Source organism: Streptomyces sp. NPDC020681, from assembly GCF_044334895.1.
Classification (GTDB): domain Bacteria; phylum Actinomycetota; class Actinomycetes; order Streptomycetales; family Streptomycetaceae; genus Streptomyces.
Window position 1 is genome coordinate 28,949 of sequence record NZ_JBIRTX010000003.1, and the last position, 24,303, is coordinate 53,251.

21 protein-coding genes and 1 pseudogene are annotated in these 24,303 nt (G+C 69.1%); 13 read left to right on the forward strand and 9 right to left on the reverse strand.

What is annotated here, in order from left to right:
* The first annotated feature begins 97 nt into the window (after positions 1-97).
* Both ACH4YL_RS07300 and ACH4YL_RS07305 read left to right on the forward strand, forming a co-directional pair.
* A complete protein-coding gene (locus ACH4YL_RS07300) occupies positions 98-1,099 on the forward strand; it encodes an NADP-dependent oxidoreductase (protein WP_398505673.1) in 1,002 nt (333 codons plus the stop codon).
* 277 nt (positions 1,100-1,376) lie between these two features.
* Positions 1,377-2,588, forward strand: a complete 1,212-nt coding sequence (locus ACH4YL_RS07305) for an FG-GAP repeat domain-containing protein (protein WP_398505674.1) — start codon at positions 1,377-1,379, stop codon at positions 2,586-2,588.
* 157 nt (positions 2,589-2,745) lie between these two features.
* Here ACH4YL_RS07305 and ACH4YL_RS07310 read toward each other — a convergent pair whose 3' ends face one another.
* On the reverse strand, positions 2,746-3,288 hold the full coding sequence (locus tag ACH4YL_RS07310) for a GNAT family N-acetyltransferase (RefSeq protein WP_398505675.1): 543 nt from the start codon (positions 3,286-3,288) through the stop codon (positions 2,746-2,748).
* A gap of 101 nt (positions 3,289-3,389) precedes the next feature.
* Here ACH4YL_RS07310 and ACH4YL_RS07315 point away from each other — a divergent pair, with 101 nt between their 5' ends.
* The 6 genes from ACH4YL_RS07315 (at position 3,390) to ACH4YL_RS07340 (ending at position 8,427) form a co-directional block, all read left to right on the forward strand.
* Positions 3,390-3,962 (forward strand): CDP-alcohol phosphatidyltransferase family protein, encoded by a 573-nt coding sequence (locus ACH4YL_RS07315; RefSeq protein WP_398505677.1) that lies wholly within the window; start codon positions 3,390-3,392, stop codon positions 3,960-3,962.
* Positions 3,959-4,825 (forward strand): phosphatidate cytidylyltransferase, encoded by an 867-nt coding sequence (locus tag ACH4YL_RS07320; RefSeq protein ID WP_398505679.1) that lies wholly within the window; start codon positions 3,959-3,961, stop codon positions 4,823-4,825. The genes ACH4YL_RS07315 and ACH4YL_RS07320 overlap by 4 nt, the downstream gene beginning before the upstream one ends.
* A complete protein-coding gene (locus tag ACH4YL_RS07325; protein ID WP_398505681.1) occupies positions 4,822-5,514 on the forward strand; it encodes a lysophospholipid acyltransferase family protein in 693 nt (230 codons plus the stop codon). The genes ACH4YL_RS07320 and ACH4YL_RS07325 overlap by 4 nt, the downstream gene beginning before the upstream one ends.
* Before the next feature lie 161 nt (positions 5,515-5,675).
* Positions 5,676-7,517, forward strand: coding sequence for a glycoside hydrolase family 97 catalytic domain-containing protein (locus ACH4YL_RS07330; protein ID WP_398506611.1), 1,842 nt, complete (start codon positions 5,676-5,678; stop codon positions 7,515-7,517).
* Between the two features lie 110 nt (positions 7,518-7,627).
* Positions 7,628-8,083, forward strand: coding sequence for an SRPBCC family protein (locus ACH4YL_RS07335; RefSeq protein ID WP_398505682.1), 456 nt, complete (start codon positions 7,628-7,630; stop codon positions 8,081-8,083).
* A complete protein-coding gene (locus ACH4YL_RS07340; RefSeq protein WP_398505684.1) occupies positions 8,080-8,427 on the forward strand; it encodes an ArsR/SmtB family transcription factor in 348 nt (115 codons plus the stop codon). The genes ACH4YL_RS07335 and ACH4YL_RS07340 overlap by 4 nt, the downstream gene beginning before the upstream one ends.
* Before the next feature lie 29 nt (positions 8,428-8,456).
* Here the strand turns inward: ACH4YL_RS07340 and ACH4YL_RS07345 are convergent, their stop codons facing one another.
* From ACH4YL_RS07345 to ACH4YL_RS07355, 3 genes are all read right to left on the reverse strand, one after another.
* Positions 8,457-8,696 carry a hypothetical protein gene (locus ACH4YL_RS07345; RefSeq protein WP_398505686.1) on the reverse strand — a complete coding sequence of 80 codons (240 nt, stop codon included), beginning with the start codon at positions 8,694-8,696 and terminating at the stop codon, positions 8,457-8,459.
* A gap of 153 nt (positions 8,697-8,849) precedes the next feature.
* Positions 8,850-10,481 (reverse strand): L-glutamate gamma-semialdehyde dehydrogenase, encoded by a 1,632-nt coding sequence (pruA, locus tag ACH4YL_RS07350; protein ID WP_398505688.1) that lies wholly within the window; start codon positions 10,479-10,481, stop codon positions 8,850-8,852.
* 35 nt (positions 10,482-10,516) lie between these two features.
* Entirely contained in the window at positions 10,517-11,443 is a 927-nt protein-coding gene (locus tag ACH4YL_RS07355) for a proline dehydrogenase family protein (protein ID WP_398505690.1), read from the reverse strand.
* 175 nt (positions 11,444-11,618) lie between these two features.
* On the opposite strand from ACH4YL_RS07355, the gene ACH4YL_RS07360 reads away from it, so the two are divergent.
* The 4 genes from ACH4YL_RS07360 (at position 11,619) to ACH4YL_RS07375 (ending at position 16,465) form a co-directional block, all read left to right on the forward strand.
* Positions 11,619-12,836 (forward strand): PucR family transcriptional regulator, encoded by a 1,218-nt coding sequence (locus tag ACH4YL_RS07360; RefSeq protein WP_398505692.1) that lies wholly within the window; start codon positions 11,619-11,621, stop codon positions 12,834-12,836.
* 112 nt (positions 12,837-12,948) lie between these two features.
* The gene (locus tag ACH4YL_RS07365; RefSeq protein ID WP_398505693.1) at positions 12,949-14,259 is read left to right on the forward strand and encodes a prenyltransferase/squalene oxidase repeat-containing protein; all 1,311 of its coding nucleotides are present in this window, start codon (positions 12,949-12,951) and stop codon (positions 14,257-14,259) included.
* A 5-nt stretch (positions 14,260-14,264) separates the two neighbouring features.
* A complete protein-coding gene (locus tag ACH4YL_RS07370) occupies positions 14,265-15,566 on the forward strand; it encodes a methyltransferase domain-containing protein (RefSeq protein ID WP_398505695.1) in 1,302 nt (433 codons plus the stop codon).
* Between the two features lie 107 nt (positions 15,567-15,673).
* On the forward strand, positions 15,674-16,465 hold the full coding sequence (locus ACH4YL_RS07375) for a hypothetical protein (protein ID WP_398505697.1): 792 nt from the start codon (positions 15,674-15,676) through the stop codon (positions 16,463-16,465).
* A gap of 32 nt (positions 16,466-16,497) precedes the next feature.
* Here ACH4YL_RS07375 and ACH4YL_RS07380 read toward each other — a convergent pair whose 3' ends face one another.
* A complete protein-coding gene (locus tag ACH4YL_RS07380; RefSeq protein WP_398505699.1) occupies positions 16,498-17,073 on the reverse strand; it encodes a TetR/AcrR family transcriptional regulator in 576 nt (191 codons plus the stop codon).
* A gap of 96 nt (positions 17,074-17,169) precedes the next feature.
* On the opposite strand from ACH4YL_RS07380, the gene ACH4YL_RS07385 reads away from it, so the two are divergent.
* On the forward strand, positions 17,170-18,723 hold the full coding sequence (locus tag ACH4YL_RS07385; protein ID WP_398505701.1) for an MFS transporter: 1,554 nt from the start codon (positions 17,170-17,172) through the stop codon (positions 18,721-18,723).
* A gap of 92 nt (positions 18,724-18,815) precedes the next feature.
* Here the strand turns inward: ACH4YL_RS07385 and serA are convergent, their stop codons facing one another.
* The 4 genes and pseudogenes from serA to ACH4YL_RS07405 all read right to left on the reverse strand — a co-directional run bounded on the left by serA (position 18,816) and on the right by ACH4YL_RS07405 (position 24,236).
* Positions 18,816-20,420 carry a phosphoglycerate dehydrogenase gene (gene serA, locus ACH4YL_RS07390; protein WP_398505703.1) on the reverse strand — a complete coding sequence of 535 codons (1,605 nt, stop codon included), beginning with the start codon at positions 20,418-20,420 and terminating at the stop codon, positions 18,816-18,818.
* Between the two features lie 304 nt (positions 20,421-20,724).
* Positions 20,725-21,741 (reverse strand): annotated as a pseudogene (ilvC, locus tag ACH4YL_RS07395) (ketol-acid reductoisomerase); the annotation flags it as partial.
* A 75-nt stretch (positions 21,742-21,816) separates the two neighbouring features.
* Positions 21,817-22,341, reverse strand: a complete 525-nt coding sequence (ilvN, locus tag ACH4YL_RS07400) for an acetolactate synthase small subunit (RefSeq protein WP_108152758.1) — start codon at positions 22,339-22,341, stop codon at positions 21,817-21,819.
* Positions 22,342-22,367: 26 nt separating this feature from the next.
* Positions 22,368-24,236, reverse strand: coding sequence for an acetolactate synthase large subunit (locus tag ACH4YL_RS07405; protein WP_398505705.1), 1,869 nt, complete (start codon positions 24,234-24,236; stop codon positions 22,368-22,370).
* Between the last annotated feature and the right edge of the window lie 67 nt (positions 24,237-24,303).

Below are 24,303 nucleotides of genomic sequence, written 5' to 3' on the forward strand. Positions count from 1 at the left end.
GCGCTCACCTCGTTCTATGAGGACCGCTCATGGAAACGGCGGTTCCATCGACGCAACCCACTGCCCGCGCCGCTGATTCCTCCCTACCGTCCTGCACATGATCACCGTGCAGCAGACCTCCCGCCCCACCGGCTTCCCCACCGTCGACCACTTCGCCTTCGTCGAGGCTCCGGTGCCCGACCCCGCGCCCGGGACGGCGCTGGTGGAGAACACCCACTGGTCGGTGGATCCGTACCACCGCGAAATGATGGACGGCGACTTCGCGTTGAACGCGCCGCTGGAGGGCCGGACCCTGGGCCGTGTCGTCGAATCCCGCGATCCCGCGCTCCGGACCGGCGATCTGGTCTTCCACCGGCAGGGCTGGCGTACGCATGCGCTGGTCACCCTCGGCACGCACGGGACACGGAGGATCGAGGCGCCCGAGGGCGTGCCGCTCTCCGCGTATCTGAGCATCCTCGGCGGGACCGGGCTCACCGCGTACGTCGCGCTCACCCGGACCCTCCAACTGCGGCCCGGCGAGGACCTGTTCGTGTCGGCTGCGGCCGGCGGCGTGGGCACGGCGGTCGGGCGGATCGCCCGGCTGCTCGGGGCGGGCCGGATCGTCGGCAGCGCCGGCTCGGCCGAGAAGGTCGCGTATCTCACCGGGCAGCTGGGCTTCGACGCGGCCTTCGACTACCACGACGGCACGGTGCGCGAGCTGCTGGCGAAGGCCGCGCCCGACGGGATCGACGCGTATGTGGACAACGTCGGCGGCGGCCATCTGGAAGGCGCGATCGCCTCGTTGCGCGACCACGGGCGGATCGCCTGGGTCGGCGCGATCGGCCAGTACAACACCGCCGAGCCGCCGGCGGCGCCGCGCAATCTCTTCGAGGTGGTGGAGAAGTCGCTGCGGCTGGAGGGGGTGCTGGTACGCAACCACCTCGAAGTCCAGGGCGAGTTCGAGGAGTTCCTGGTGCCGCATCTGCGGAGCGGGCGGGTCGCTCCTGATGTGACAGCCGTCGAGGGCTTCGAGCGGATCGTGGACGCGTTCCTGGGCATGCTGCGCGGCGAGAACCTGGGAAAGATGCTGGTCACGGCGGAGCGCGCGGGCGCGAGCTGATCGCGGCCCTCAGCCGGCTGACCGGTCTTCCGTTCCCCTCGTACACGCCCCCTCAACCCGGCCGAGGGCGTCCACGACTCGGTTCCTTCTTGCGGATGGAACCTGGCGCTCGGTCCGGGTTGTCAAGGAAGTGAAACATCCGGCGGGGGGCGGCGCGTCGGACAAGAGACAGGACCGATCCAAGGGGAGGCAGCCGCGTATGCGCGGATCAATGGACAGGCATGACCTCAGAAAGGGCGCTGGACGTCTGGCGGTACTGGGGGGCGTGGTGGCCTTGGTGGCCGCCGGTCTTGTGGGCGCGGGGACCGGGACGGCCCTCGCGGCACCGGCCGGGCCGGCGCCGGCTGGGAGCGTCGTCTCGGTCGACGCACCAGACGTCCCGCCGAACGGCAGCGTCACCCACACAGTGACCGTGCACGCCGCGGAGAAGGGCCAACTGCAGGTCTCCTTCGAAGCATCGGAAGAGCAGCGCTGGTGGGACAGCAGCGAAGAGTGGACGCTGGGGATCGGCGTAAGCGGCACGGACGACCGTTGCGTGTATCCGCCCACGCTCGTCGCCGGCTCTCTCACCTGCGAACTCCCGCCCGGCGATCACACGATCACCTACACCACGAGCGCGAGCGCCGGGGCTGAGGCGTGGAAGGTCGACGTCACCGCCGAGTTCCAGGACAGCAAGGCCCAGGCCGAGTTCACCGCGGCGGTGGGCAACCCCGCCCCGGCGATGGACTACTGGCTCTTCGCCCGTGACGGGGACGGCAGACTGTGGTCCCACGGCACCTCCTTCGGCGAGTGGGGCTCTCTCGACATCGAGTGGAGGAACTGGATCGCCGATGACTGGGACCGTTTCGACGTACTGACGAAGACCTCACCGGTCAATGTGCGCGGCAAGGGCGGCGACCTCGTCGCCCGGGACAGGGCCGGTCACCTCTGGCTGTATCGGGTCCGGCCCGGCGACCATGTGACGCTCGACAAGCCGGTCGACGTGGGCGGCGGCTGGGACCAGTACACGTCCATACGCGGCGTGGGCGATGTCAGCGGCGACGGTGAGCCCGATCTGATCGCGCGGGGAAGCGAGGGAACGCTGTGGTTGTACCGGGGCACGCAGCTGGATGCCACGCCGTTCAGCGCCAGAGTCAAGATCGGCACTGGGTGGAACATCTACACCTCAATGACCGGCGGGACGGACGTCACCGGTGACAACAGGGCGGACCTGCTCGCCAGGGATGCGTCGGGCGGCTTGTGGCTCTACGAAGGCACCGGCAACGCCACTTCGCCGCTCAAGGCACGGGTCAAGGTCGGATCGGGCTGGAACATCTACAACGCACTTGTGGCCTACGGCGACGTGACGGGCGACGGCCACCCCGAGCTGATCGCGCGGGACTCCTCGGGCGTGCTCTGGCGTTACGCCGGCACGGGTAAGGCGGCGTCGCCGTTCGAGGCGCGAGTGAAGGTGACCCAGTACTGGGATCGGTACAACACCCTGATCTGATCCCACGACCCGATGGGCACGGCTGCGCCCACGACCTTCCGCACCACACATCATGAGCGCCCCTGCCCTGCGAAGAAATCCACAGGGCAGGGGCACCGACTGCGAACGGGTCCGCAAAGGCCGGCCTCTGTGGTCGAGGCAGCCGACGAAAAGCGCTTTAGAGCACGTCGCCGTCGCGCCAGTCGAAGAGCAGCGCGGCGGACGGGTCCGGAAGCGGACGGCCTGCGGCGGGCCGCAGATACGTGGAGTCCTCCTCGTCCGGCAGATGCAGCACGCCGTCCGGGCCGAGCGCCTCGATCCGGCCCTGCCACAGCTGCCAGCCGCGGGCCCGGTACAGCGCCGCGCCGTCCTCGGAGGCGGACAGCGCGCCGAACGCGTACGCGCCGTCGATGACCCGCTCCAGGACCTCCATCACCCGGCCGCCGAGGCCCTGCCGACGCCGGTCGGCGCGGACCGCGAGCGCCTCGACATAGCCGACGCGGCAGGAGCGTCCGCCGTGCAGCACCCGCCGCATGATCACGCTGCCGTGCGCGGCGACCCCCGCGGAGTCGTGCAGATACGCGTGCACCCCGCCGAGACCGTGGTCCCAGTCCTCGTCGCTGAAACCGCCGTCGAAGGCGTCGTCCATCAGCGCGCGGATCCGGGCCAGTTCGGAGGAGGAGAGCTCATAGGTGTGCGCGATGCGCAACGGCTCAGTCATACGCACCAGCCTCTCAGGTCGTGTGCATCGCACGTACTCAGGACGCATTTGAGTACCTGGGCGCGTGGTGAAGACCCGGGCGCGGGACGACAGTTGGCCCCATGAACGGCCTCTACGCTCTCAAGCCCTGGTACGCGGCCCGGCTCTCCGGAGTCCGCGGCGCGCTCGTCCGCCGTGAAGTGTCTCCCGACACCCTCACCGCGGGCGGTGTGGTCTGTGCGGCGGGCGCGGCGGCGGCGCTCGCTTGGCTGCCCGCGCCGTTCGCGGCGCTGCCGGTCGCCGTCCTGCTCGCGGCCCGGCTCGGCTTCGCCAATCTCGACGGGGCGCTGGCCCGCGACTCCGGCCGGACGACCCGGCGTGGCGCGCTGCTCAATGAACTCGGCGACCGCGCGGCCGACTTGGCGGTACTGGCCGGATTTCTCGCTCTCGCACCGCTGTGGCTGGTGGTCGTGGCGGGTCTTGCCGCGACGCTGCCTTCCTGGGTGTCGCTGGCGGGCGCGGCGGCGGGCGCTCCGCGCCGCAACGGCGGCCCGGTCGGCAAGACCGAACGCTGCCTCCTCGTGGTCGTCGCAGCGGCGACGGGCTGGGCGACGCCGGTGCTGATCGTGATCGCGGCCGGCTCGGCGCTCACCGCGGCCGTCCGCACCGGATGGCTCTGGAAGGAACTCGCATGAGCGCGGTCATAGTTGCCGGCGAGGCGGTCGGCCGGGCGGTGCCGCTGGTGGCGGGCGCGCTCGGGGCGGGCGGGATCGCGGTGGCAGCGCTGCCGTCCCGGGTGCGGATGAGGGCCGAGCTGCGCCGGCGCTGGCGGACATGGGCCATTGCGGCGCCGGTCTTTCTGGGTGCGCTGTTCCTGGGCGCGGGAGGTGCGTTCGCGCTGGCCGCGGTGCTCGGTGTGATCGCGGTGAGCGAGTACGTACGGCTGGCGGCGCTTCGACCGGCGGACCATGCGGTCCTGGTGGCGGCCGCCGTCGCACTGCCCGGTGTTGCCTGGCTGGCTCCCGGGGCTCTGGATCTGCGGTCGGCCGCGCTGCTGCTGCTCGCCGCCGCGCTGCCTGCACTGCTGTCCGGGGACTCGGAATCGGGTTTCAGCCGGGCCTCCCGCTCGGTGTTCGCGCTGCTGTGGATCGCGGTCCCGCTCACCGGTCTGGTGACGCTCGGGGACACGGCCGTCGCGGTGGGTCTGGCGGTGGCGCTCGGCGATGTGGGCGCATGGTGCGGCGGTACGGCACTGGGCCGACGGGGCACGCTGGCTCGGCCGCTGTCGCCGCTGTCGCCGAACAAGACCTGGGCCGGCGTGCTGGGCGCGGCGGTCGCGGCAGGACTGGCGCTGGCGGCGGTCGGTCAGTTCTCGGTCGCTCTGTGGGCGGCCGTGCTGACCGGTTGCGTACTCGGCGATCTGCTGGAGTCCATGGTCAAGCGCGAGGCGGGTGTGAAGGACGCGGGCAGTTGGCTGCCGGGCTTCGGCGGGCTGCTGGACCGTATCGACTCACTGCTCCCGGCGCTGCTGCTGGCGATGGTGGTGAGTACGGCATGAGGCCCCCGTCCGCGGTCCTGCGGCGGGCGCTGTGGAGCTTCGCGCTCACGCTGACGGGCGGCGTGGAGCGGCGGGGCCGGCTGCCGCGCGGCGGCTGTGTCGTCGTCGCCAACCACTCCTCGCACGCCGACACCGCCGCGCTGCTGGCCGCGCTGGACTCCCGGCACACTCCGGCGATCGGCGCGGCGGCCGACTACTGGTTCGCCTCGCCGTGGCGCAGCCGGATCTGCCGCCGGCTCGCGGCCGGCTTCCCGGTCCGGCGTACGGGCGGCGGTCTGGACGATCTCCTCGCCATGGCCGAGGAGTTGCGGGCCGGGCGGGCGGTCGTCCTCTTCCCGGAGGGCACGCGCGGCGGGGACGAGGGAGTCGGCTCCTTCCACCGGGGCGCGCTGGTGCTGGCGGAGCGGGCTCAGGTGCCGGTGGTGCCGGTCGGCATCGCGGGCACGGGCCGGCTGCTGCCGAAGCACGGGCGGCTGCACTCCTCGCTCGTGCGGGTCAGCATCGGGGCTCCGCTGCCGTCGCCGACATCGCCGGAGGAGGCTCGGGCGGCGGTCGCGGCGCTGCACGCGCATCTGGACGCCCCGTCGCCGCGGGACGCCGTCGCCCGGCGGAGGGCGGCCGCGGTGCTCACCTCACGATGGGGCCTGCCGCTTGCCTGTGTCTGGGCCTTCGCCAAGACCCTCAGCTGAAACATGCAGTGCACAACAACCATGTCGGTCAAAGGTCTTGACGGTCACTCACGCCACAACCATCCTCCCAGTCATCGGATGACTGCTCTCAGGAGGCACCTGTGGCACTACCGCACCGGATCCGGACCCTGACCCTCTTGCTCTGCGGCACACTCGCCGCGATGCTGCTCGTCTCCACTCCCGCCCACGCCAGAACCCCCACCTGGACCGTACACAGCCACGACGGACCGACGGCCACCGTCACTCTCGCGCCCGGCACCGGCACCCTCACCCTCGCCGTCGACGCGCACGGCGGAGCGGCCGTCATCGAGCCCTCTCCTCTCGGCATCCGTACCGAAAGAGCCGATCTTTCCTCGGGCTTGACCTATCTCGGCCGTAGCGAGCGCACGGTGTCGGAGCACTACCGCACGGCCGCAGGCAAGGACCGGGACCGCCATGTCCACATGCGGGAGGCCGCTTTCCGGTTCCGTACCGCCGACGGCGTCCGTCTCGATCTGACCGTCCGCGTCTCCCGGGACGGCGTCGCCTACCGCTATTCGCTCCCCGACACCGCCGCCACCGGAAACGTCCTCGGCGAGACCTCCGCGTTCACTCTTCCCGCCGGCTCAGCCGCCTGGCTCGGCAAGTACCGCCGGGACAACGAGAATCTCTTCGTCTCCTACGCCGCCGACACCGCGCCCACCGACGAGTACATGATGCAGGCGCTGTTCCGTACGCCCGGCGGCTATGCGCTCGTCGCCGAGTCCGACCTCACCGGCGCGTACTCGGCCGCCCGGCTCACACACCAGGCCGGCTCCCCCACGTACGCCGTCAAGCTCTGGGACGAGCAGATCCAGGTCACCGGCGGCCGGCTCAGCACCCCTTGGCGCGCGCTGGTCACCGGCAGCCTCGCCGATGTCACCGAGTCCACCTTCACCGACGACCTCGCTCCCGCCTCCCGCGTCCGCGACACCTCGTGGATCCGGCCGGGGCCGGCGCTGTGGACCTGGCTGGCCGGCGGCCGCCCGGCCGGACAGAGCCTGACCCTGCAGAAGGGATATGTCGACTACGCCGCCGAGCGCGGCTGGCCGTACACCGTCGTCGACGCGGGCTGGTACTTCGACCCCGCTCAGTGGGACGTCACCGACCCCAACTGGCAGCAGAACAGCTGGATTCCGGAGCTCGTCCGCTACGGCCGCGAGAAGAACGTCGACATCCAGGTCTGGATCCACTTCCGCGACCTCGACACACCCGAGGAGCGCGAGCAGTGGCTGCCCACGCTCGAACAGTGGGGCGTGAAGGGCGTGAAGATCGACTTCATGGACTCGGAGGCACAGGAGCGGCTGCGCTGGTACGACGAGATCCTGCCGGCCACCGCCGCACACCATCTGCTCGTCAACTTCCACGGCTCGACGATCCCGAAGGGCGTCCAGCGCACCTGGCCGCACGTCATGACGCTGGAGGGCGTCAACGGCGAGGAGAAGCGGACGAACACCGCCGAGCATCTGACGATTCTGCCGTTCACCAGGAACGTCATCGGGTCGATGGACTACACGCCGGGCGCCTTCCACCGCCCGACCCGGCCCAATGCCGCATCGGACGCGGGCGAGTTGGGCCTGTCGGTGCTGTACGAGTCCGGCATCCAGAACCTGGCCGGCACTCCGGAGTCGTACGACGCACGGCCCGAGGCGCGGCGCTACCTCGAACAGCTGCCGGCGGCGTGGGACGAGACGCGGCTGCTGGCGGGTGAGCCGGGCAGCGGAGCCGTGGTCGCGCGGCGCTCGGGCGCGCGGTGGTTCATCGGCGGCACCTACGCGGGCGCGGCCCGCACCGCGGCCGTTCCGCTGCGGATCGGCCCCGGGCTCTGGCTGGTCGAGACGGTCACGGACGGTCCTTCGGGCCTGGTGCGTACGGCAGAGGCCGTGCGCGGCGGCACGAGTCTGGACATTCCCGTGGTGGCGGACGGCGGCTTCGCGGCGACGGCGTGCCGCTGGTATCCGGGCCGTACGACCTGCGACCGCTAGCCCTGGCGCATTTAGTGCAACCCTAGGGTTGCGGGTTCGAGTGGTGACGTGCAACCCTTGAGTAGCACGTCACCACTCGGCACCTCACGACCTGAGAGGATCTGGATCTCATGAGCAAGGACCGCATCGAACGGGAGATCACCATCGCCGCGCCCGTGGAACGCGTATGGGCGGTGCTCACGGAGCCGGAGCACGTCGGCTCCTGGTTCGGCCAGGGCAAGCCGACTCCGGTCGACCTGCGCCCCGGCGGAACCATGGAGCTCGACCACGGCCAGTACGGCCAGTTCCCAACGACCATCGTGAAGGTCGAGCCGCCGCACCACTTCTCGTACCGCTGGGCCTCCGCCTTCCCGGGCGAGCAGGCGGTCGAGGGCAACTCCACGCTGGTCGAGTTCACCCTGACCCCGGACGGCGACGGCACACATCTGCGCGTCGTCGAGACCGGTTTCGCCTCGCTCGACATCCCGGCGGACAAGATCGATACTGCCGGATACGAGAGCCACTCGAGCGGCTGGACCGAAGTGGTGGGCAACATGCAGAAGTACGCGGAGCAGCTTGCGGCATGACAGCCGAGACGAGCCAGGACGACGCCGTGACGGAGGTCCTCTCCGCGCTGGCGGACCCGACCCGCCGCCGGATACTCGACGCGCTGGCGGCACACGGCGAGGCAACCGCCACGATCCTGGCCACGGAGCTGCCGGTCAGCCGGCAGGCGATCGTCAAGCATCTCGCGGTCCTCACCCGGGCCGGCCTGGTGGCCGGACACCGGGAGGGCCGCGAGGCTCGCTACACCGTTCTGCCCGCGCGCCTCGGCGTGACGGCCCGCTGGATGGACCGGGTGGCGTCGGAGTGGGGCGCGCGCCTCTCGGCGATCAAGCGCCTGGCGGAGGTCGACCCCGAGGACGGCTAGGGCCTTATCCAGACGACAGCCCTGGGCTCCTACGCCGACACCTTCGCGGTGAGCTCACGCCCGACCCGCTCGACCCACTCGGCGAACTCCTGCCGGTGTTCCACCTGTCCCCCGCACAAGGCGCTGACCTGCGCGTCGGTGAACCGGGTCGGTCCCTCTGTCGCCAGCATGCCGCTTATCTCCCGCAGCACGGCGGCCAGCCGCACGGCATCGCCATGTTCGATCGGGTCGACCCCGTGACCGGACCGCAGAGTGGTGGAACCAGGCATGATGCCCTCCTTACGGCGTCCCCCTCCTGAAGGGTAGACCCGGGGATCCTGAAGGGTGGACCCACGGAAATGACACCGCCCCCGTCCGGCGTGGGGGCCAGGACGGGGGCGGGGTTCGAGGGGGCCGAGGTCTGTCCGGGACAGAGCCTGGGGTCAGCCCATGTGCGGGTAGCCGTACTCCGTCGGCGAGACCAGCGTCTCCTTGATCGCGCGGGTCAGCGTCCAGCGCATCAGGTTCTGCGGGGCGCCCGCCTTGTCGTTCGTGCCAGAGGCGCGGCCGCCGCCGAAGGGCTGCTGGCCGACGACAGCGCCGGTCGACTTGTCGTTGATGTAGAAGTTGCCCGCGGCGTACCGCAGCTTCTCCATCGTGTGCGCCGCCGCCGCGCGGTCATTGGCGATCACCGCGCCGGTCAGGGCGTACGCCGACACCGACTCCATCTGCTCCAGCATGGCGTCGTACTGGTCGTCCTCGTACACGTGGATCGCGAGGAACGGGCCGAAGTACTCGGTCGTGAAGACCTCGTTGGCCGGGTCGGAGCACTCGACGACCGTCGGGCGGACGAAGTAGCCGACCGAGTCGTCGTACGTGCCACCGGCGACGACGGTGCAGGTCGGGTCCTGCTTCGCGCGGTCGATCGCGGCCTTGTTCTTGGCGAAGGCACGCTCGTCGATCACGGCGCCGACGAAGTTCGTCAGATCGGTGACGTCACCCATCCTGATGCCGTCGACCTCGGCCGCGAACTCCTCCTTGAAGCCGGAGTTCCAGATGGAGGCCGGGACGTACGCACGCGAGGACGCGGAGCACTTCTGGCCCTGGAACTCGAAGGAGCCGCGGGTCAGCGCGGTCTTCAGGGCGGCACGGTCGGCGCTCGGGTGCGCGACGACGAAGTCCTTGCCGCCGGTCTCGCCGACGATGCGCGGGTAGGAGCGGTACTTCTCGATGTTGTTGCCGACCGTCTTCCACAGGTGCTGGAAGGTCTTGGTCGAGCCGGTGAAGTGGATGCCGGCCAGGTCGGGGTGGTTCAGCGCCACCTCGGAGACCGCGATGCCGTCGCCCGTCACCAGGTTGATGACGCCCTTCGGCAGGCCCGCCTCCTCCAGCAGCTGCATCAGCAGCACGGCGGCGTGGGTCTGCGTCGGGGACGGCTTCCAGACGACCACATTGCCCATGAGGGCGGGGGCGGTCGGCAGGTTGCCGGCGATGGCCGTGAAGTTGAACGGCGTGATCGCGTAGACGAAGCCCTCGAGCGGGCGGTGGTCCAGTCGGTTCCACACGCCGGGAGAGTTCGCCGGCGGCTGCTCGGCGAGCAGGTCACGGGCGTACTTGACGTTGAAGCGCCAGAAGTCGACCAGCTCGCAGGGACAGTCGATCTCGGCCTGCTGCGCGGTCTTCGACTGGCCGAGCATGGTGGAGGCGGCGAGCGTCTCGCGCCACGGGCCCGCCAGCAGCTCGGCGGCGCGAAGGATGATCGCGGCGCGGTCGTCGAAGGACATCGCGCGCCAGGCGGGGGCGGCGGCCAGCGCGGCGTCGATCGCGTCCTGGGCGTCCTGCTGCGTCGCACCGGCGAAGGTGCCGATCACGGCCTGGTGGTTGTGCGGCTGAACGACGTCGACGCGCTCGCCGCCGCCCATCCGCCTCACGCCGCCGATCGTCATCGGCAGCTCGATGGGGTTCTCGGCCAGCTCCTTGAGCTTCGCCTCGAGGCGAATGCGCTCGGGCGAACCGGGGGCGTAGCCATGCACCGGCTCATTGACCGGGGCGGGGACCTGAGTGACAGCGTCCATGAGTTCCGTGGCTCCTTTTGAGAGGGGTGGGGGGCTCAGCCCTTGGTGATCATTGAGCGGACGAAGAACAGCAGGTTCGCGGGCTTCTCGGCGAGGCGGCGCATGAAGTAGCCGTACCAGTCGGTGCCGTATGCCGTGTAGACGCGCATCCGGTGGCCCTCCGCCGCGAGCCGGACGTGCTCGTCGCTGCGGATGCCGTAGAGCATCTGGAATTCGTACTCATCCAGTTTGCGCCCGGCGCGGCGGGCGAGCTCCTGGGTGACGGCGATGAGACGCGGGTCGTGGGACCCGATCATCGGGTACCCCTCGCCCTCCATCAGAATCTTCAGGATGCGGACGTACGCCTTGTCGATCTCGGCCTTGTCCTGGTACGCGACGGTCTCGGGCTCCTTGTAGGCGCCCTTCACGATGCGCACGCGGCTGCCGGCCCCGGCGAGGCGGCGGGCGTCGTCCTCGGTGCGGAACAGGTACGCCTGGATCACGCAGCCGGTCTGCGGATAGTCCTTCCGCAGCTCCTCGTGGATGGCGAACATCGAGTCGAGAGTGGTGTGGTCCTCGGCGTCCAGGGTGACGGTGGTGCCGATGGAGGCGGCGGCCTTGACGACCGGGCGGACATTGGCAAGCGCCAACTCGTGGCCGCCGTCGAGGGACTGGCCGAACATCGACAGCTTGACCGACATCTCGGCCTTCGCGCCCAGACCGAGGTCTTCGAGGTGCTCGATCAGTTCCATGTAGGCGTCGCGCGCGGCGTAGGCCTGCTCGCGCGTGGTGATGTCCTCGCCGACGACGTCCAGGGTGACCTCGAGGCCCTTGTCGACGGTGTCCTCGACGATCGGGATGACCTGGTCGACCGTCTCGCCGGCGATGAACCGGGCGACGACCTGCTTGGTCCCCGGGGCGGCCGACACGAAGCGGCGCATCTTGTCGCTGCGCGACGCGGCGAGGATCACGGGACCCAGCACGGGGCACCTCCACGGAAACAGGGGCAGAAGGAGGCCGGAGCCGAACGAATCGGGAACGGCACGAAGAACCACCGTGAAACCTAAGGATCGCTCCGATGGTGTGCCATCGACAGCTGTCACGCATCCGTGTCCGGGATCTCAGACATATGTCTGAATGGGGTGCGAGAATGTCCGGATGAAGGGCGACTACCAGGAACTGGTCGACGAGATCTCGACGCTGCTGGCGGCGCCGGCGACGCTGGAGAACCGCGACTTCGGGCTGATCGCCTTCGGCGCCCACGACTCCGACGACGACCTGGCGATGGACCCGGTCCGCACCCGCTCGATCCTGACCCGCAAGTCGACGCCCGCGGTCCGCGCCTGGTTCGAGGGCTTCGGCATCACACGCGCGACGGGCCCGGTCCGCATCCCGGCGGCCCCCGACGCGGGCGTGTTCCGCGACCGGATCTGCCTTCCCGTACGCCACCGGGGCATCGTGCTCGGCTACGTCTGGCTCCTCGACGCGACACCCGGCCCCACCGAGGCACAGCTGACCGCGGCGATGGAGGTCGCGGCACGGATCGGCACGCAGCTCGCGGACGAGGAGCGAGCCGGGGCGGATCTGTCACGGGAACTGCGCGCGGTCCTGACGGCGGACCGCGGCTGGCAGTACGACATGGCGGTGGCGGCCCTGCGCACGGCACTCGGAGACGCGGGCTCGGAGGGCCTGCACACGGTGGTGTGCGTGACGCCATGGGCGGCGGCCGACGCCCCGTCGTCGCGGTCCCTGCCGGGGACGGCGGCACTGTGCACGGTGGCGTGGGGGGCGGTCCGGCCGGGCGGCCGGGCCGACGGAAGCACTCGGGCTGCGCAGGCGCGTGCGGCCACGGCAGAGCTGGACGACGCCACGGACGCCGCCGCGCTCGCCGTGCTCGTACGGCTGCGGTCGGCCGAAGCCCTCTCGCCCGCGCTGGCCGCCGCCGAGCGCCTCCGCGAGGACGTGGACGCGACCGCCGGATTCGCGACCCCTCGCCGCGGGCTCGCCGACCTCAACACCGCCTGGCTGGAGGCGACTTCCGCGGCCCGCGCGGCACAGGCCCAGCCCCGGCTCGGCCCGGTCGCCCAGTGGTCGGAGATCGGCCCCTACCGCATGCTGACCGCGCTCCCGGCCGACCGGGCGCACGACCCGGCGGTACGTGAACTGCTCGACAGCTCCCACACCGAACTGGCCCGCACCGCCGAGGTGTTCCTCGACCACTCGGGCCAGGCGGGCCGCACGGCGGCCGCGCTCGGCATCCACCGCCAGACGCTCTACTACCGCCTCTCCCGCGTCGAACAGCTCACCGGCCTCGACCTCGGCGAGGGCGAGGACCGGCTGCTGCTGCACATGGCACTGAAGGCGGCGCGGCTGTAGCCCGAATTTCGGCCATGCCCCGCAGGCACCACCGGCTCAAAACAGCCAATCGACGAATCATCACATGACAGCCGGGGCATGATAGTTCACCACCGTAGTTGGGGGGACTTCGATGGTGCGGTCGACCGCAGACCTTTCCGGCCCTGCCCTGACGGAAGCAATTGATCGCGCGCACGGTTGCCTCCGGCGAAATTTCCGCGCAGTGCAGGGCGCATCGGGTTGGTATCACTACCTGGACGACCCGAGTCCGGGGGTCACGGCTTCGGCCGTCGGCCTGTACGCATTCAGCGTTCCCGGGGTGATATTCGAGCGGACGCCTGACGTACTGCGCTTTCTGGTCAGTCAGCAGGTCTCATCGGCCGATCGCCGCGACGGCGGCTGGTCCGTCCGTACCACCAATGGCTTTCCGGTGGCGGAGGCGACGGCGTGGGTCGTACGCGCCCTCAGCCGCCCGGAGGTCGGCCCGCTCAGCGGCGGGGACAGCTTGCGCCGCGGCGCCGAGTGGATAAAGAACAACCAGAACGTCGACTTCGGCTGGGGATCCCACTTCGGGCAGCCTTCGCGCGTATTCCTCACGGCCCTCAACATGCTCGCCCTGCACGAGTGCGGCGGCGACAGAACAGCTCTCTCCAATGCACAGAGATGGCTGATCGACGCCCAGAGTCCCAGCCTGCCGGCGTGGGGCTCCACGCCCGGCGGCGAGCCGACGCTCGTCCACACCAGCATCGCGCTCATGGCGCTCGCCAATATTCCCGGGGCGTTGAGCGTGAACAGCATGCGCCAGACGGCCGAATGGCTGCTTGAGAAGCTGGAGCCAGGGGTGCATGTCGAGAGAAGTACCACTGTAGAGGAGTACGACGTCCCTTACCCGCAAGGGGACACGACCGCCGTCTTCCAGAACTCCCTACCCCATTTCGCGGGCCCGCTGGCGGTCGCAGCCCTCGTGTCGACGGGCGCAGCCGATCCCTTGCAGGCAAAGTTGTTCAATGCGATCCAGGGGATTTTGGACACACAACAGGAAGGCGGCCACTGGGAATTACCCCGAAGCCCGGTACGGCCTTCAATCTGGGCGATCTGGCCCTTCGTATCCGCCTTGACGCTCGTCAGGTCGGCCGTCTTCACCACACCCAACAGCAGAGCCACACTGCTCTTTCCCGGCTGCGTCATCATCCAGAACGACGACGTGGAGCAACGACTCACCCGACGACTGCTCATCAAGAACGCTCTTTTCGACTGGCTCCGCGCGAAGTGGATCACCGTCGTACTGCTGCTCACTTCCATGGTCGCCACCGGGGTTCCCCTTGCGCTCCTTCTCATCCGGAAGCTTTCGACCGTCGAATTCCTGATGGCGCTGATAATTCCAGTGCTGTTGATGGTATTTGACTATGCGCGCGAGCGACGGTCAGTTGCCCGCGGGAGGTGATTTGAGTGATCGGTTCCCATACCGAAAGCCAGTGCGAGATGTGCGACGAGGTGCGATGGGCCGGATCCGCCGCCACCGGCGACAGCCGGCTGCGGGATCTGGACACCGTCTTCTCGCGGCTCATACTGCGCACGCCGACGGCGGACGTCTTCTCGGGCCTCGGCAGCCTGATTCCGGGGTATTCGCTGGTAGTGCCCCACCGGCACACGGCCAGCATGGGCGAGCTCGCGGAGCGCGAGCTCTCACATGTCTTCGAGGTCGGCTGGCAGATGACGGAGAGGATCAAGAGGGAATTCGGACGCTCCGTCGTCCTCGTCGAACACGGATCCTCCGGAAATGAATCGCAGCCGGGCGGCTCCTGTATCGTCCACTCCCACCTTCACCTCTTCCCGCTGAAAGAGAAAGACGGAGTCGAAGCCTTTGTGCCGCCGGGGAGCAGGAGAGTAGCCGGCCCAGCCGAATTGGCCGCTGCCGCAGGAAAGAGACAGAACTATTACTACTGCACATGGAAACAGAACGAAGGCCATCTCTTGGTTGATCCGAAATTACCTTCTCAGTTCGCCAGGCGCGTCTGGGCAGGACTGCTCGATTATCCGGACCCACTGTGGGACTGGGCGGCTTTCCCCTTCTTCTCCAACTGTCGGAGGACGGCCACGTCCCTCAGCGGCACCGAGGACACGGGAACCCTCATCGAGGAGACATTACTCGCCTACTGCAGCGCAGCCGAGAAATACGCACGCAAGACAAGCTCGTTCGCACCCGACTCCACACTCCCCGCCGAAATTGCCGAGATGTCCAGATCGACCGACGGCGTCGTTCTCGACGCCGGCTCCGGCGGCGGCCGTGACGCCCTCTGCTTCGCGGAGCACGGAAGAGAAGTAGTAGCTCTCGACGCCTGCCTCCCGCTCATCTCCATGACCCCACAGCATCCAAGATTGCGGCCGGTATCGGGCGACGTCCGCTCGGTGCCGCTGCCCGACAGTTCAGTCGGCGCAGTATGGTGCTCCGCGGTTCTTCTCCATATGCCGCCCGATGAATTCATCAAATCACTTCTCGAGTTCCATCGGGTACTGAAGCCAGACGGCCTCTCCCAGATTTCCGTCAAGGAGGGCAAAGGGCACATCAAACTGCCCATATCAGGACACGGCTCCCCGCTCCGGCACTTCTTCTTCTACCGTGTCGACGAGCTCAGATCCCTTGCCCGCAGAAGCGGATTCGAAGTCGTGAGAACCTGGACCGAGGACGAGCTGGATTCCTCTGCCAGTCTGCAGCGCTGGGTCAAACTACTGCTGCGGAAAGTTCCATGATCCCCCATCTGCATTTGCATCTGGAACCCGAGGAGCGAAAGCGGAGATCCCTGGGGCTCGCCGGGAGAAGGCCGCGCTCCCGGGGGGAATTCTTCGACGCTCATCGCGTGGACAGGGACGACCGAGCGAAGGTGACGCGCAGCGATCTGCGGGGCTTCCTCAGCGATGTGCACTCGGAGCAGCGCTCACAGGGTGTCGACTATGCAGAGCTGCGTGTCTCGCCGCGTCGCTTCCTCGCCGACGGCATGTCGTGGAGTGAATTCCTGGAGATCATTGATTCGAGTCTGCTCGCTCTGCGGGACCCCGCCGTCAGAGCGGTCCTCCTGGTGAACCGGGATAGCCCGCAGGAGCTGCTCGACGACTGCCTGAATCTCCTCGACGATCTGCCGTCCGCATTCATCGGCGTCGACCTGGCCGGGGACGAGACGACGCACCCCGATGTCACCGGGTTCGAGCCGTTCTTCGCCGCAGCGGCCTCCGCCGGACTCGGCGCCTCCGTCCACGCGGGCGAGTTCGGGCCGGAGGAACACGTCTGGCGGGCGCTGGACCGGCTCGGCGCCCGCCGCATCGGCCATGGAGTGGCAGCCGGGTCGAGCCGGGCGCTGGTCCGCCGTTTGGCACGGGACTCGATACTCGTCGAGGTCTCCCTGAGCTCCAACGCCGCGCTGGGCGCTGTTCCGTCGCTCGCCGCCCATCCGGTGCTGACACTGCTGGAGCATGGCGTTCCGGTATCTTTCAACGCCGACATCCCGCTGCACACAGGGCGATCGTTCACCGACGAGATCGACGAGGCGGCCGTTCTGCTCGACCTGGATCGGGCAGCGGTACTGGACATCCAGGCGAGCGCTGCCGCGTTCCGCTTCCCCGCCCGGAGCGAGGCATTGCCCTCCGGGGGCTGAGAGCCGCCTAGCAGAGTCGAAAGCGGGGAGGCTCAGGACCTGTCCTCCAGGATCGCCCGCAGCCCGTCCGTCAGGTCCTGCGCCGACGGTGCCGTGTCCGGGTCCACCAGCCACTGGATCATCACGCCCGTCACCAGCGCCTGGTACAACAGGCCCGCCACTCGCGCCTTTTCGGGATCCGCCGCCGGGTCCACGCCCGCGAACTCCTCGGCCATACCCAGTCGGCCCTCGGCCTGTGGCTCACGGATGGCCTCGCGCAGTTTCTCGTCGTCGTCCAGCCGTGCGACGACCTCCAGCTGCAGCTTCCACACGCGCCGACTGCTTTCGAACGTGGAGATGACCTGCTCCCAGGTCTTCCGGAAGCGCTCGACGGGGTCCTTCACCGCTTCGACCTCCGCGTGGCCGGCCGGGCCCACCCTGTCGCCCCAGTCCTCCGTCACCTTGAGGAAGGCCTCATGGAGCAGGGCGTCCTTGGAGCCGTAGTGGTAGCCGATGGAGGCCAGGTTGGTGCCGGACGCGGCGACGATGTCGCGCGCGGTCGTCCGGGCGTAGCCCTTTTCCAGCAGGCAGCGCTTCGCGCCTTCGAGCAGATCCTCGCGATGTCCCATGTCAGCAGCGTAACGCGGTGACATACAAGTGTCCTATACCTTCGTTTTACACATCCGTACTAGACAAGCGTTTAAGACGCTCGTACATTGGCGGTCATGACGAACTCCACCGCACTTCGCGCCGGCCGCCGGGAATGGACCGCCTTCGTCGTCCTCCTGCTGCCGCTCCTCCTGGTCTCGATGGACGTCTCCGTCCTCTACTTCGCCATCCCCGCGATCAGCCGCGAGCTGGATCCGAGCAGCACCCAGCAGCTGTGGATCTTCGACGTGTACGCCTTCGCCCTCGCCGGGCTGCTCATCACGATGGGGTCGCTCGGCGACCGGATCGGCCGCCGCAGGCTGCTGCTGATCGGTGCCGCAGCCTTCGGCGTCGCCTCGGTCGGCGCGGCGTACGCGCAGAGCGCCGAAATGCTCATCGCCGCACGGGCGTTGCTCGGCATCGGTGGCGCGACACTGATGCCGTCCACCATGGCTCTGGTCCGCAGCATGTTCCGGGACGACAAACAGCGCGGTCAGGCCATCGGCATCTGGTCCGCGGCCATGGCCGGCGGCATCGCGCTCGGCTCGGTGATGAGCGGAGTCATGCTGGACCACTTCTGGTGGGGCTCGGTCTTCCTGGTCAATGTGCCCGCGATGCTGCTTCTGCTGGTCCTGGTGCCGGTGCTGGTACCGGAGTTCAAGGACCCGGCGCCCGGCCGCTTCGATCTGCTGAGCGTGCCCCTGTCGATGGGAGCCGTCCTGCCCGTCGTGTACGGGCTCAAGGAGATCGCCGCCGAGGGCTTCAGCCTCGCCATGGCGCTGTGCATCGCGGCCGGACTGGCCGTCGGCGCCCTCTTCGTACGCCGTCAGCGCGCCCGTACCGACGCCATGATCAGCCGAGACCTCTTCCGGGACCGGGTCTTCGGCTCCGGGATCGCGCTCAACTCCATCGCCGCCTTCGCGATGATGGGATCCGCCTACTTCACCACGCAGTACCTCCAGTCCGTGCTCGGCATGGGCACGATGGAGGCCGCGCTGTGGAGCCTGGCCCCGTCGCTCGCGGTGGGTGCCGCGGCCCCGACCGCCACCGCTCTCGCGCAGAAGATCGACCGCGGCTCTGTCATCGCAGCCGGATTCCTCATCGCCGCTGCCGGGTTCGCGCTGCTCGCACTGACCGGCACGGACTCGCTGTGGATGCTGCTGGCCGGTGCCGCCGTCATCGGCTGCGGCATCGTCACCGTGATGGCCCTGGTCTCGGACCTGGCGCTGACCGCCGCCCCGGCGGACAAGGCCGGCTCGGCCGCGTCACTGCTGGAGACGGGCCAGGAGTTCGGCGGCGCGCTCGGCATGGCGGTCCTCGGTTCGATCGGTACGGCGGTCTACCGCGGCGACGTCGCCGACTCCGCACCGCGGGGCGTCCCGGCCGACGCGCTGGAAACCGTCCGCGAGACGCTCGGCGGCGCGACCGCGGTCGCCGGCCAACTGCCGGGCAGGCTCGGGGATTCGGTGCTCGGCGTGGCCCGGGAGGCGTTCACGCACGGCATGCAGCTCGCCGCCGTCGGCGCCGGCGTCCTGCTGGTCGCCGCCGCGGTCCTCGCCGCCGCGCTGCTGAGGCGGACCGGCTCCCCGGAGGCCGAGAAGGCGACGCCGGAACTGGTCGGCGCGCGCTGACACTCGAATACGCGAAAGGGCCCGGCTCCCCACAGGAGCCGGGCCCTTCGGCGTACAACAACAGTCGGTCAGCCGGTCAGTCGGTCAGTCGGTCAGTCGGTGAGGTTCACCGAACGCGCAGACGCCGCGCCGATCTCGTCCGCGATCTCCGTCAGCACCGGCTGCGGCACCGTGTCGTCCACGGTCAGCACGACGAGCGCCTCGCCGCCCTCCTCCGCGCGCGACACCTGCATGCCCGCGATGTTCAGCCCGGCCTCGCCGAGGATCCGGCCGACGGTGCCGACGACACCGGGACGGTCGTCGTACCGCAGGACCACCATGTGGTCGGCGAGCGCCAGGTCGATGTCGTGGTCGCCGATCGCGACGATCTTCTGGAGGTGCTTGGGCCCGGCCAGCGTGCCGGAGACCGCGACCTCCTCACCGCCGGAGAGCGTGCCGCGGACGGTGACGACATTGCGGTGGTCCGGCGACTCCGAGCTCGTCGTCAGCCGCACCTCGACACCGCGCTCCTGCGCGAACAGCGGGGCGTTGACATACGACACGGTCTCGTCGACGACATCCTCGAACACGCCCTTGAGCGCGGACAGTTCGAGCACCTTGACGTCGTGCTGGGTGATCTCGCCGTACACCTCGACGTCGAGGCGGACCGCGACCTCGCCCGCCAGGGCCGTGAAGATCCTGCCCAGGCGCTCGGCGAGCGGCAGACCCGGCTTGACGTCCTCGGCGATCACGCCGCCCTGGACGTTGACCGCGTCAGGCACCAGCTCACCGGCGAGCGCGAGCCGCACCGAGCGGGCGACCGAGACACCCGCCTTCTCCTGCGCCTCGTCGGTGGACGCGCCGAGGTGCGGGGTGCACACGACCTCGTCCAGCTCGAAGAGCGGCGAGTCCGTGCAGGGCTCCTTGGAGTACACATCGAGGCCCGCGCCCGCGACCCGGCCTTCCTTGAGCGCGGAGTACAGCGCCTCCTCGTCGACGATCCCGCCACGCGCGGCGTTGACGATGCGGACGGTCGGCTTGACCTTGTGCAGCGCCTCGTCGCCGATGAGGCCGAGAGTCTCAGGGGTCTTCGGCAGGTGGACCGTGATGAAGTCGGAGACCTCGAGCAGCTCGTCCAGCGCAAGCAGCTTGACGCCCATCTGCGCGGCGCGCGCCGGCTGCACGTACGGGTCGTACGCGACGATCTTCATGCCGAAGGCGGACATCCGCTGCGCGACCAGGACGCCGATGCGGCCGAGGCCGACCACGCCGAGGGTCTTCTCGCTCAGCTCGACACCGGTGTACTTGGAGCGCTTCCACTCGCCGTTCTTCAGCGCGGTGTTGGCCTGCGGAATGTGGCGTGCGGTGGCCACCAGCAGACCGCAGGCGAGCTCGGCCGCGGTGACGATGTTCGACGTCGGCGCGTTGACGACCATCACGCCGGCCTTGGTGGCGGCGGAGACGTCGACATTGTCCAGACCGACGCCGGCGCGGGCGACGACCCGCAGCTTCTTCGCGGCGGCGATCGCCTCGGCGTCGACCTTGGTCGCGGAGCGGACGAGAACCGCGTCCACATCGGCGATCGCGGGCAGCAGCTCCGCGCGGTCCGCGCCATTGCAGTGCCGGATCTCGAAGTCCGGGCCCAGTGCGTCGACAGTGGCGGGCGACAGCTCTTCAGCGATGAGTACGACGGGTTTGCTGGAAGACGTAGTGCTCACGTGAGTCCTCACAAGTCCAGTGCGGACGGCCGTCCCGACGGCCGCAGGCGGTGGAGGGGGCTAGCCGCGTGGAAGACGCACGACACTGTGGGCCTGACGCGTATGTATTGATTGAGAAGTGTAGTGCTGCCCGGGGGTGCGGCATGCGCCTCTAAGGCAGGATCACCCGTCCGTGGCTGGACAGAGTGGAGAAGCGCTGGAGCGGCGTCGGACACGGCGGCCGAGTCGCCCGAGGGCGTGACGTCCGGTCCGGCGGCTGCGGCAGAGGGCCGGGACGCTGTTGTCCCGGCCCCCGGCCCGTCGCTCACGCCTCGTCGTTGTCGACCCAGCTCATGAGCTTGCGCAGCTCCTTGCCGGTGGTCTCCAGCAGGTGGTTCTCGTCCTGCGTCTTGTACTCGTTGTACTTCTTCAGACCGCCGTGGTACTCGTCCATCCACTGCTGGGCGAACGTACCGTCCTGGATCTCGGCGAGGACCTTCTTCATCTCGGCCTTGGTCTGGTCCGTGATGATGCGGGGACCGGTGACGTAGTCGCCCCACTCGGCGGTCTCGGAGACCGACCAGCGCATCTTCTCCAGGCCGCCCTCGTACATCAGGTCCACGATCAGCTTCAGCTCGTGGAGGCACTCGAAGTACGCGATCTCCGGCTGGTAGCCGGCCTCGACCAGGGTCTCGAAGCCCGCCTTGACCAGCGCGGACGTGCCACCGCAGAGCACGGCCTGCTCGCCGAAGAGGTCGGTCTCGGTCTCCTCGGTGAAGGTCGTCTTGATGACGCCGGCGCGGGTGCCGCCGATGCCCTTCGCGTACGAGAGCGCCAGCTCGAAGCCCTTGCCGGTGGCGTCCTGCTCGACGGCCGCGATACACGGAACGCCGCGGCCCTCCTCGTACTGCCGGCGGACCAGGTGGCCCGGGCCCTTCGGGGCGACCATCGCGACGTCGACACCGGCCGGCGGCTTGATGAAGCCGAAGCGGATGTTCAGGCCGTGGCCGAAGAACAGCGCGTCGCCGTCCTTCAGGTTGCCCTTGATCGACTCCTCGTAGACCTGGGCCTGGATAGGGTCCGGGACCAGGATCATGATGACGTCGGCCTCGGCGGCGGCCTCGGCCGGAGTCACCACGCGCAGGCCCTGCTCCTCGGCCTTGGCCTTGGACTTGGAGCCCTCGTGCAGACCGACGCGGACGTCGACGCCGGAATCACGGAGCGACAGCGCGTGGGCGTGGCCCTGGCTGCCGTAGCCGATGACCGCGACCTTGCGGTTCTGAATGATGGACAGGTCGGCGTCGTCGTCGTAGAACAGCTCGGCCACTGGGACATCTCCTTGGTGTGCACGTCGTTGGAATGACGCTGTTGCGACCCACCGTACGGCGGGACGGTGTGCGGAAGGGGTGGGGTCTCGCTAGGCGGAACGGTCCAGGGCACGCAGGGACCGGTCCGTGATGGAGCGGGCGCCGCGCCCTATGGCGATCGTGCCGGACTGGACCAGCTCCTTGATGCCGAACTGCTCCAGCATCTTGAGCATGGCGTCCAGCTTGTCCGCACCGCCGGTGGCCTCGATCGTCACGGCCTCGGGCGAGACGTCGACGGTCTTGGCGCGGAACAGCTGGACGATCTCGACGATCTGGGAGCGGGTCTCGTTGTCGGCGCGGACCTTCACCAGAACGAGTTCGCGCTGGATCGCGCCGCCCGGCTCGAGCTCGACGATCTTCAGAACGTTGACCAGCTTGTTGAGCTGCTTGGTCACCTGCTCCAGCGGCAGGTCCTCGACATTGACCACGATGGTGATGCGGGAGATGTCGGGGTGCTCGGTCACGCCGACGGCGAGCGAGTCGATGTTGAAGCCTCGGCGGGAGAACAGCGCGGCGATCCGGGCGAGGATGCCTGGCGTGTTCTCGACCAGGACGGAGAGCGTGTGCTTGGACATGTTCGTCGTACCTCTTCCTACTGCTCTCAGTCGTCTTCGTTGTCGCCGAAGTCGGGGCGGACGCCGCGGGCGGCCATGACCTCGTCGTTGGAGGTGCCGGCGGCGACCATCGGCCACACCATGGCGTCCTCGTGGACGATGAAGTCGATCACGACGGGGCGGTCGTTGATGGCATTGGCCTCGGCGATGACCTTGTCGAGGTCGTCCGGCGACTCGCAGCGGATGGCGTGACAGCCCATGGCCTCGGAGAGCTTGACGAAGTCCGGGACGCGGGTGCCGCCGCTGGACTTGCCCTCCACCGCGACGCCGTCCTCGGGGCCGGAGTGCAGCACGGTGTTGGAGTAGCGCTGGTTGTAGAAGAGGGTCTGCCACTGGCGGACCATCCCGAGTGCGCCGTTGTTGATGATGGCGACCTTGATCGGGATGTTGTTCAGCGCGCAGGTGACCAGTTCCTGGTTGGTCATCTGGAAGCAGCCGTCGCCGTCGATCGCCCAGACCATCCGGTCCGGCTGACCGGCCTTGGCGCCCATCGCGGCCGGGACCGCGTAGCCCATCGTCCCGGCGCCGCCGGAGTTCAGCCAGGTCGCGGGCTTCTCGTACCGGATGAAGTGGGCGGCCCACATCTGGTGCTGGCCGACGCCCGCCGCGTAGATGGTGTCCGGGTCGGCGAGTTCACCGATGCGCTGGATGACCTGCTGCGGCGAGAGGCTGCCGTCGGTCGGCTGGTCGTAGCCGAGCGGGTAGGTCTCGCGCCACCGGCTGAGGTCCTTCCACCAGGCGCTGTAGTCGCCGGTGTTGCCCTCGCTGTGCTCGGCCTGGACGGCCTGGACCAGATCGGCGATGACCTCGCGGGCGTCGCCGACGATCGGCACGTCGGCGGTGCGGTTCTTGCCGATCTCCGCCGGGTCGATATCGGCGTGGACGATCTTTGCGTACGGCGCGAAGCTGTCCAGCTTGCCGGTGACACGGTCGTCGAAGCGGGCTCCGAGGGCGACGATCAGGTCGGCCTTCTGCAGCGCGGTGACGGCGGTGACCGCACCGTGCATGCCCGGCATTCCCACGTGCAGCGGGTGACTGTCGGGGAATGCGCCGAGCGCCATCAGGGTGGTGGTGACGGGCGCTCCGGTGAGTTCGGCGAGGACCTTCAGCTCGGCGGTGGCGTTGGCCTTGAGCACGCCGCCGCCGACATAGAGGACGGGCCGCTTGGCCTGGGTGATCAGCTTGGCGGCCTCGCGGATCTGCTTGGCGTGCGGCTTGATCACCGGCCGGTAGCCGGGCAGGTCGGTCTGCGGCGGCCAGCTGAAGGTGGTCTGCGCCTGCAGGGCGTCCTTGGCGATGTCGACGAGAACGGGGCCCGGGCGCCCGGTCGAGGCGATGTGGAAGGCCTCGGCGATGGTGCGCGGGATGTCCTCGGCCTTGGTGACCAGGAAGTTGTGCTTGGTGATCGGCATGGTGATGCCGCAGATGTCCGCCTCCTGGAAGGCGTCGGTGCCGATCGCCTTGGAGGCCACCTGGCCGGTGATCGCGACCAGGGGCACGGAGTCCATGTGCGCGTCGGCGATCGGGGTGACCAGGTTGGTGGCGCCGGGGCCCGAGGTGGCCATGCAGACGCCGACCTTGCCGGTGGCCTGTGCGTAGCCGGTCGCGGCGTGGCCCGCGCCCTGCTCGTGGCGGACCAGGACGTGCCGGACCTTGGTGGAGTCCATCATCGGGTCGTACGCGGGGAGGATGGCGCCGCCGGGGATGCCGAAGATCGTGTCGGCCCCCACTTCCTCGAGAGAGCGGATGAGGGACTGCGCGCCCGTGACGTGCTCGACTGCAGCGTTCTGGTGTCCGCCGGTACGGGCCCGCGGCTGCGGATGGTGGGCCCCGGTGGCCTGCTCGGTCATCGGCATTCTCTTCTCGAAGCTGAGGGTTTTTGCGAGGGTTTGGGACGATCCGGTGCAACAAAAAACCCCTCGT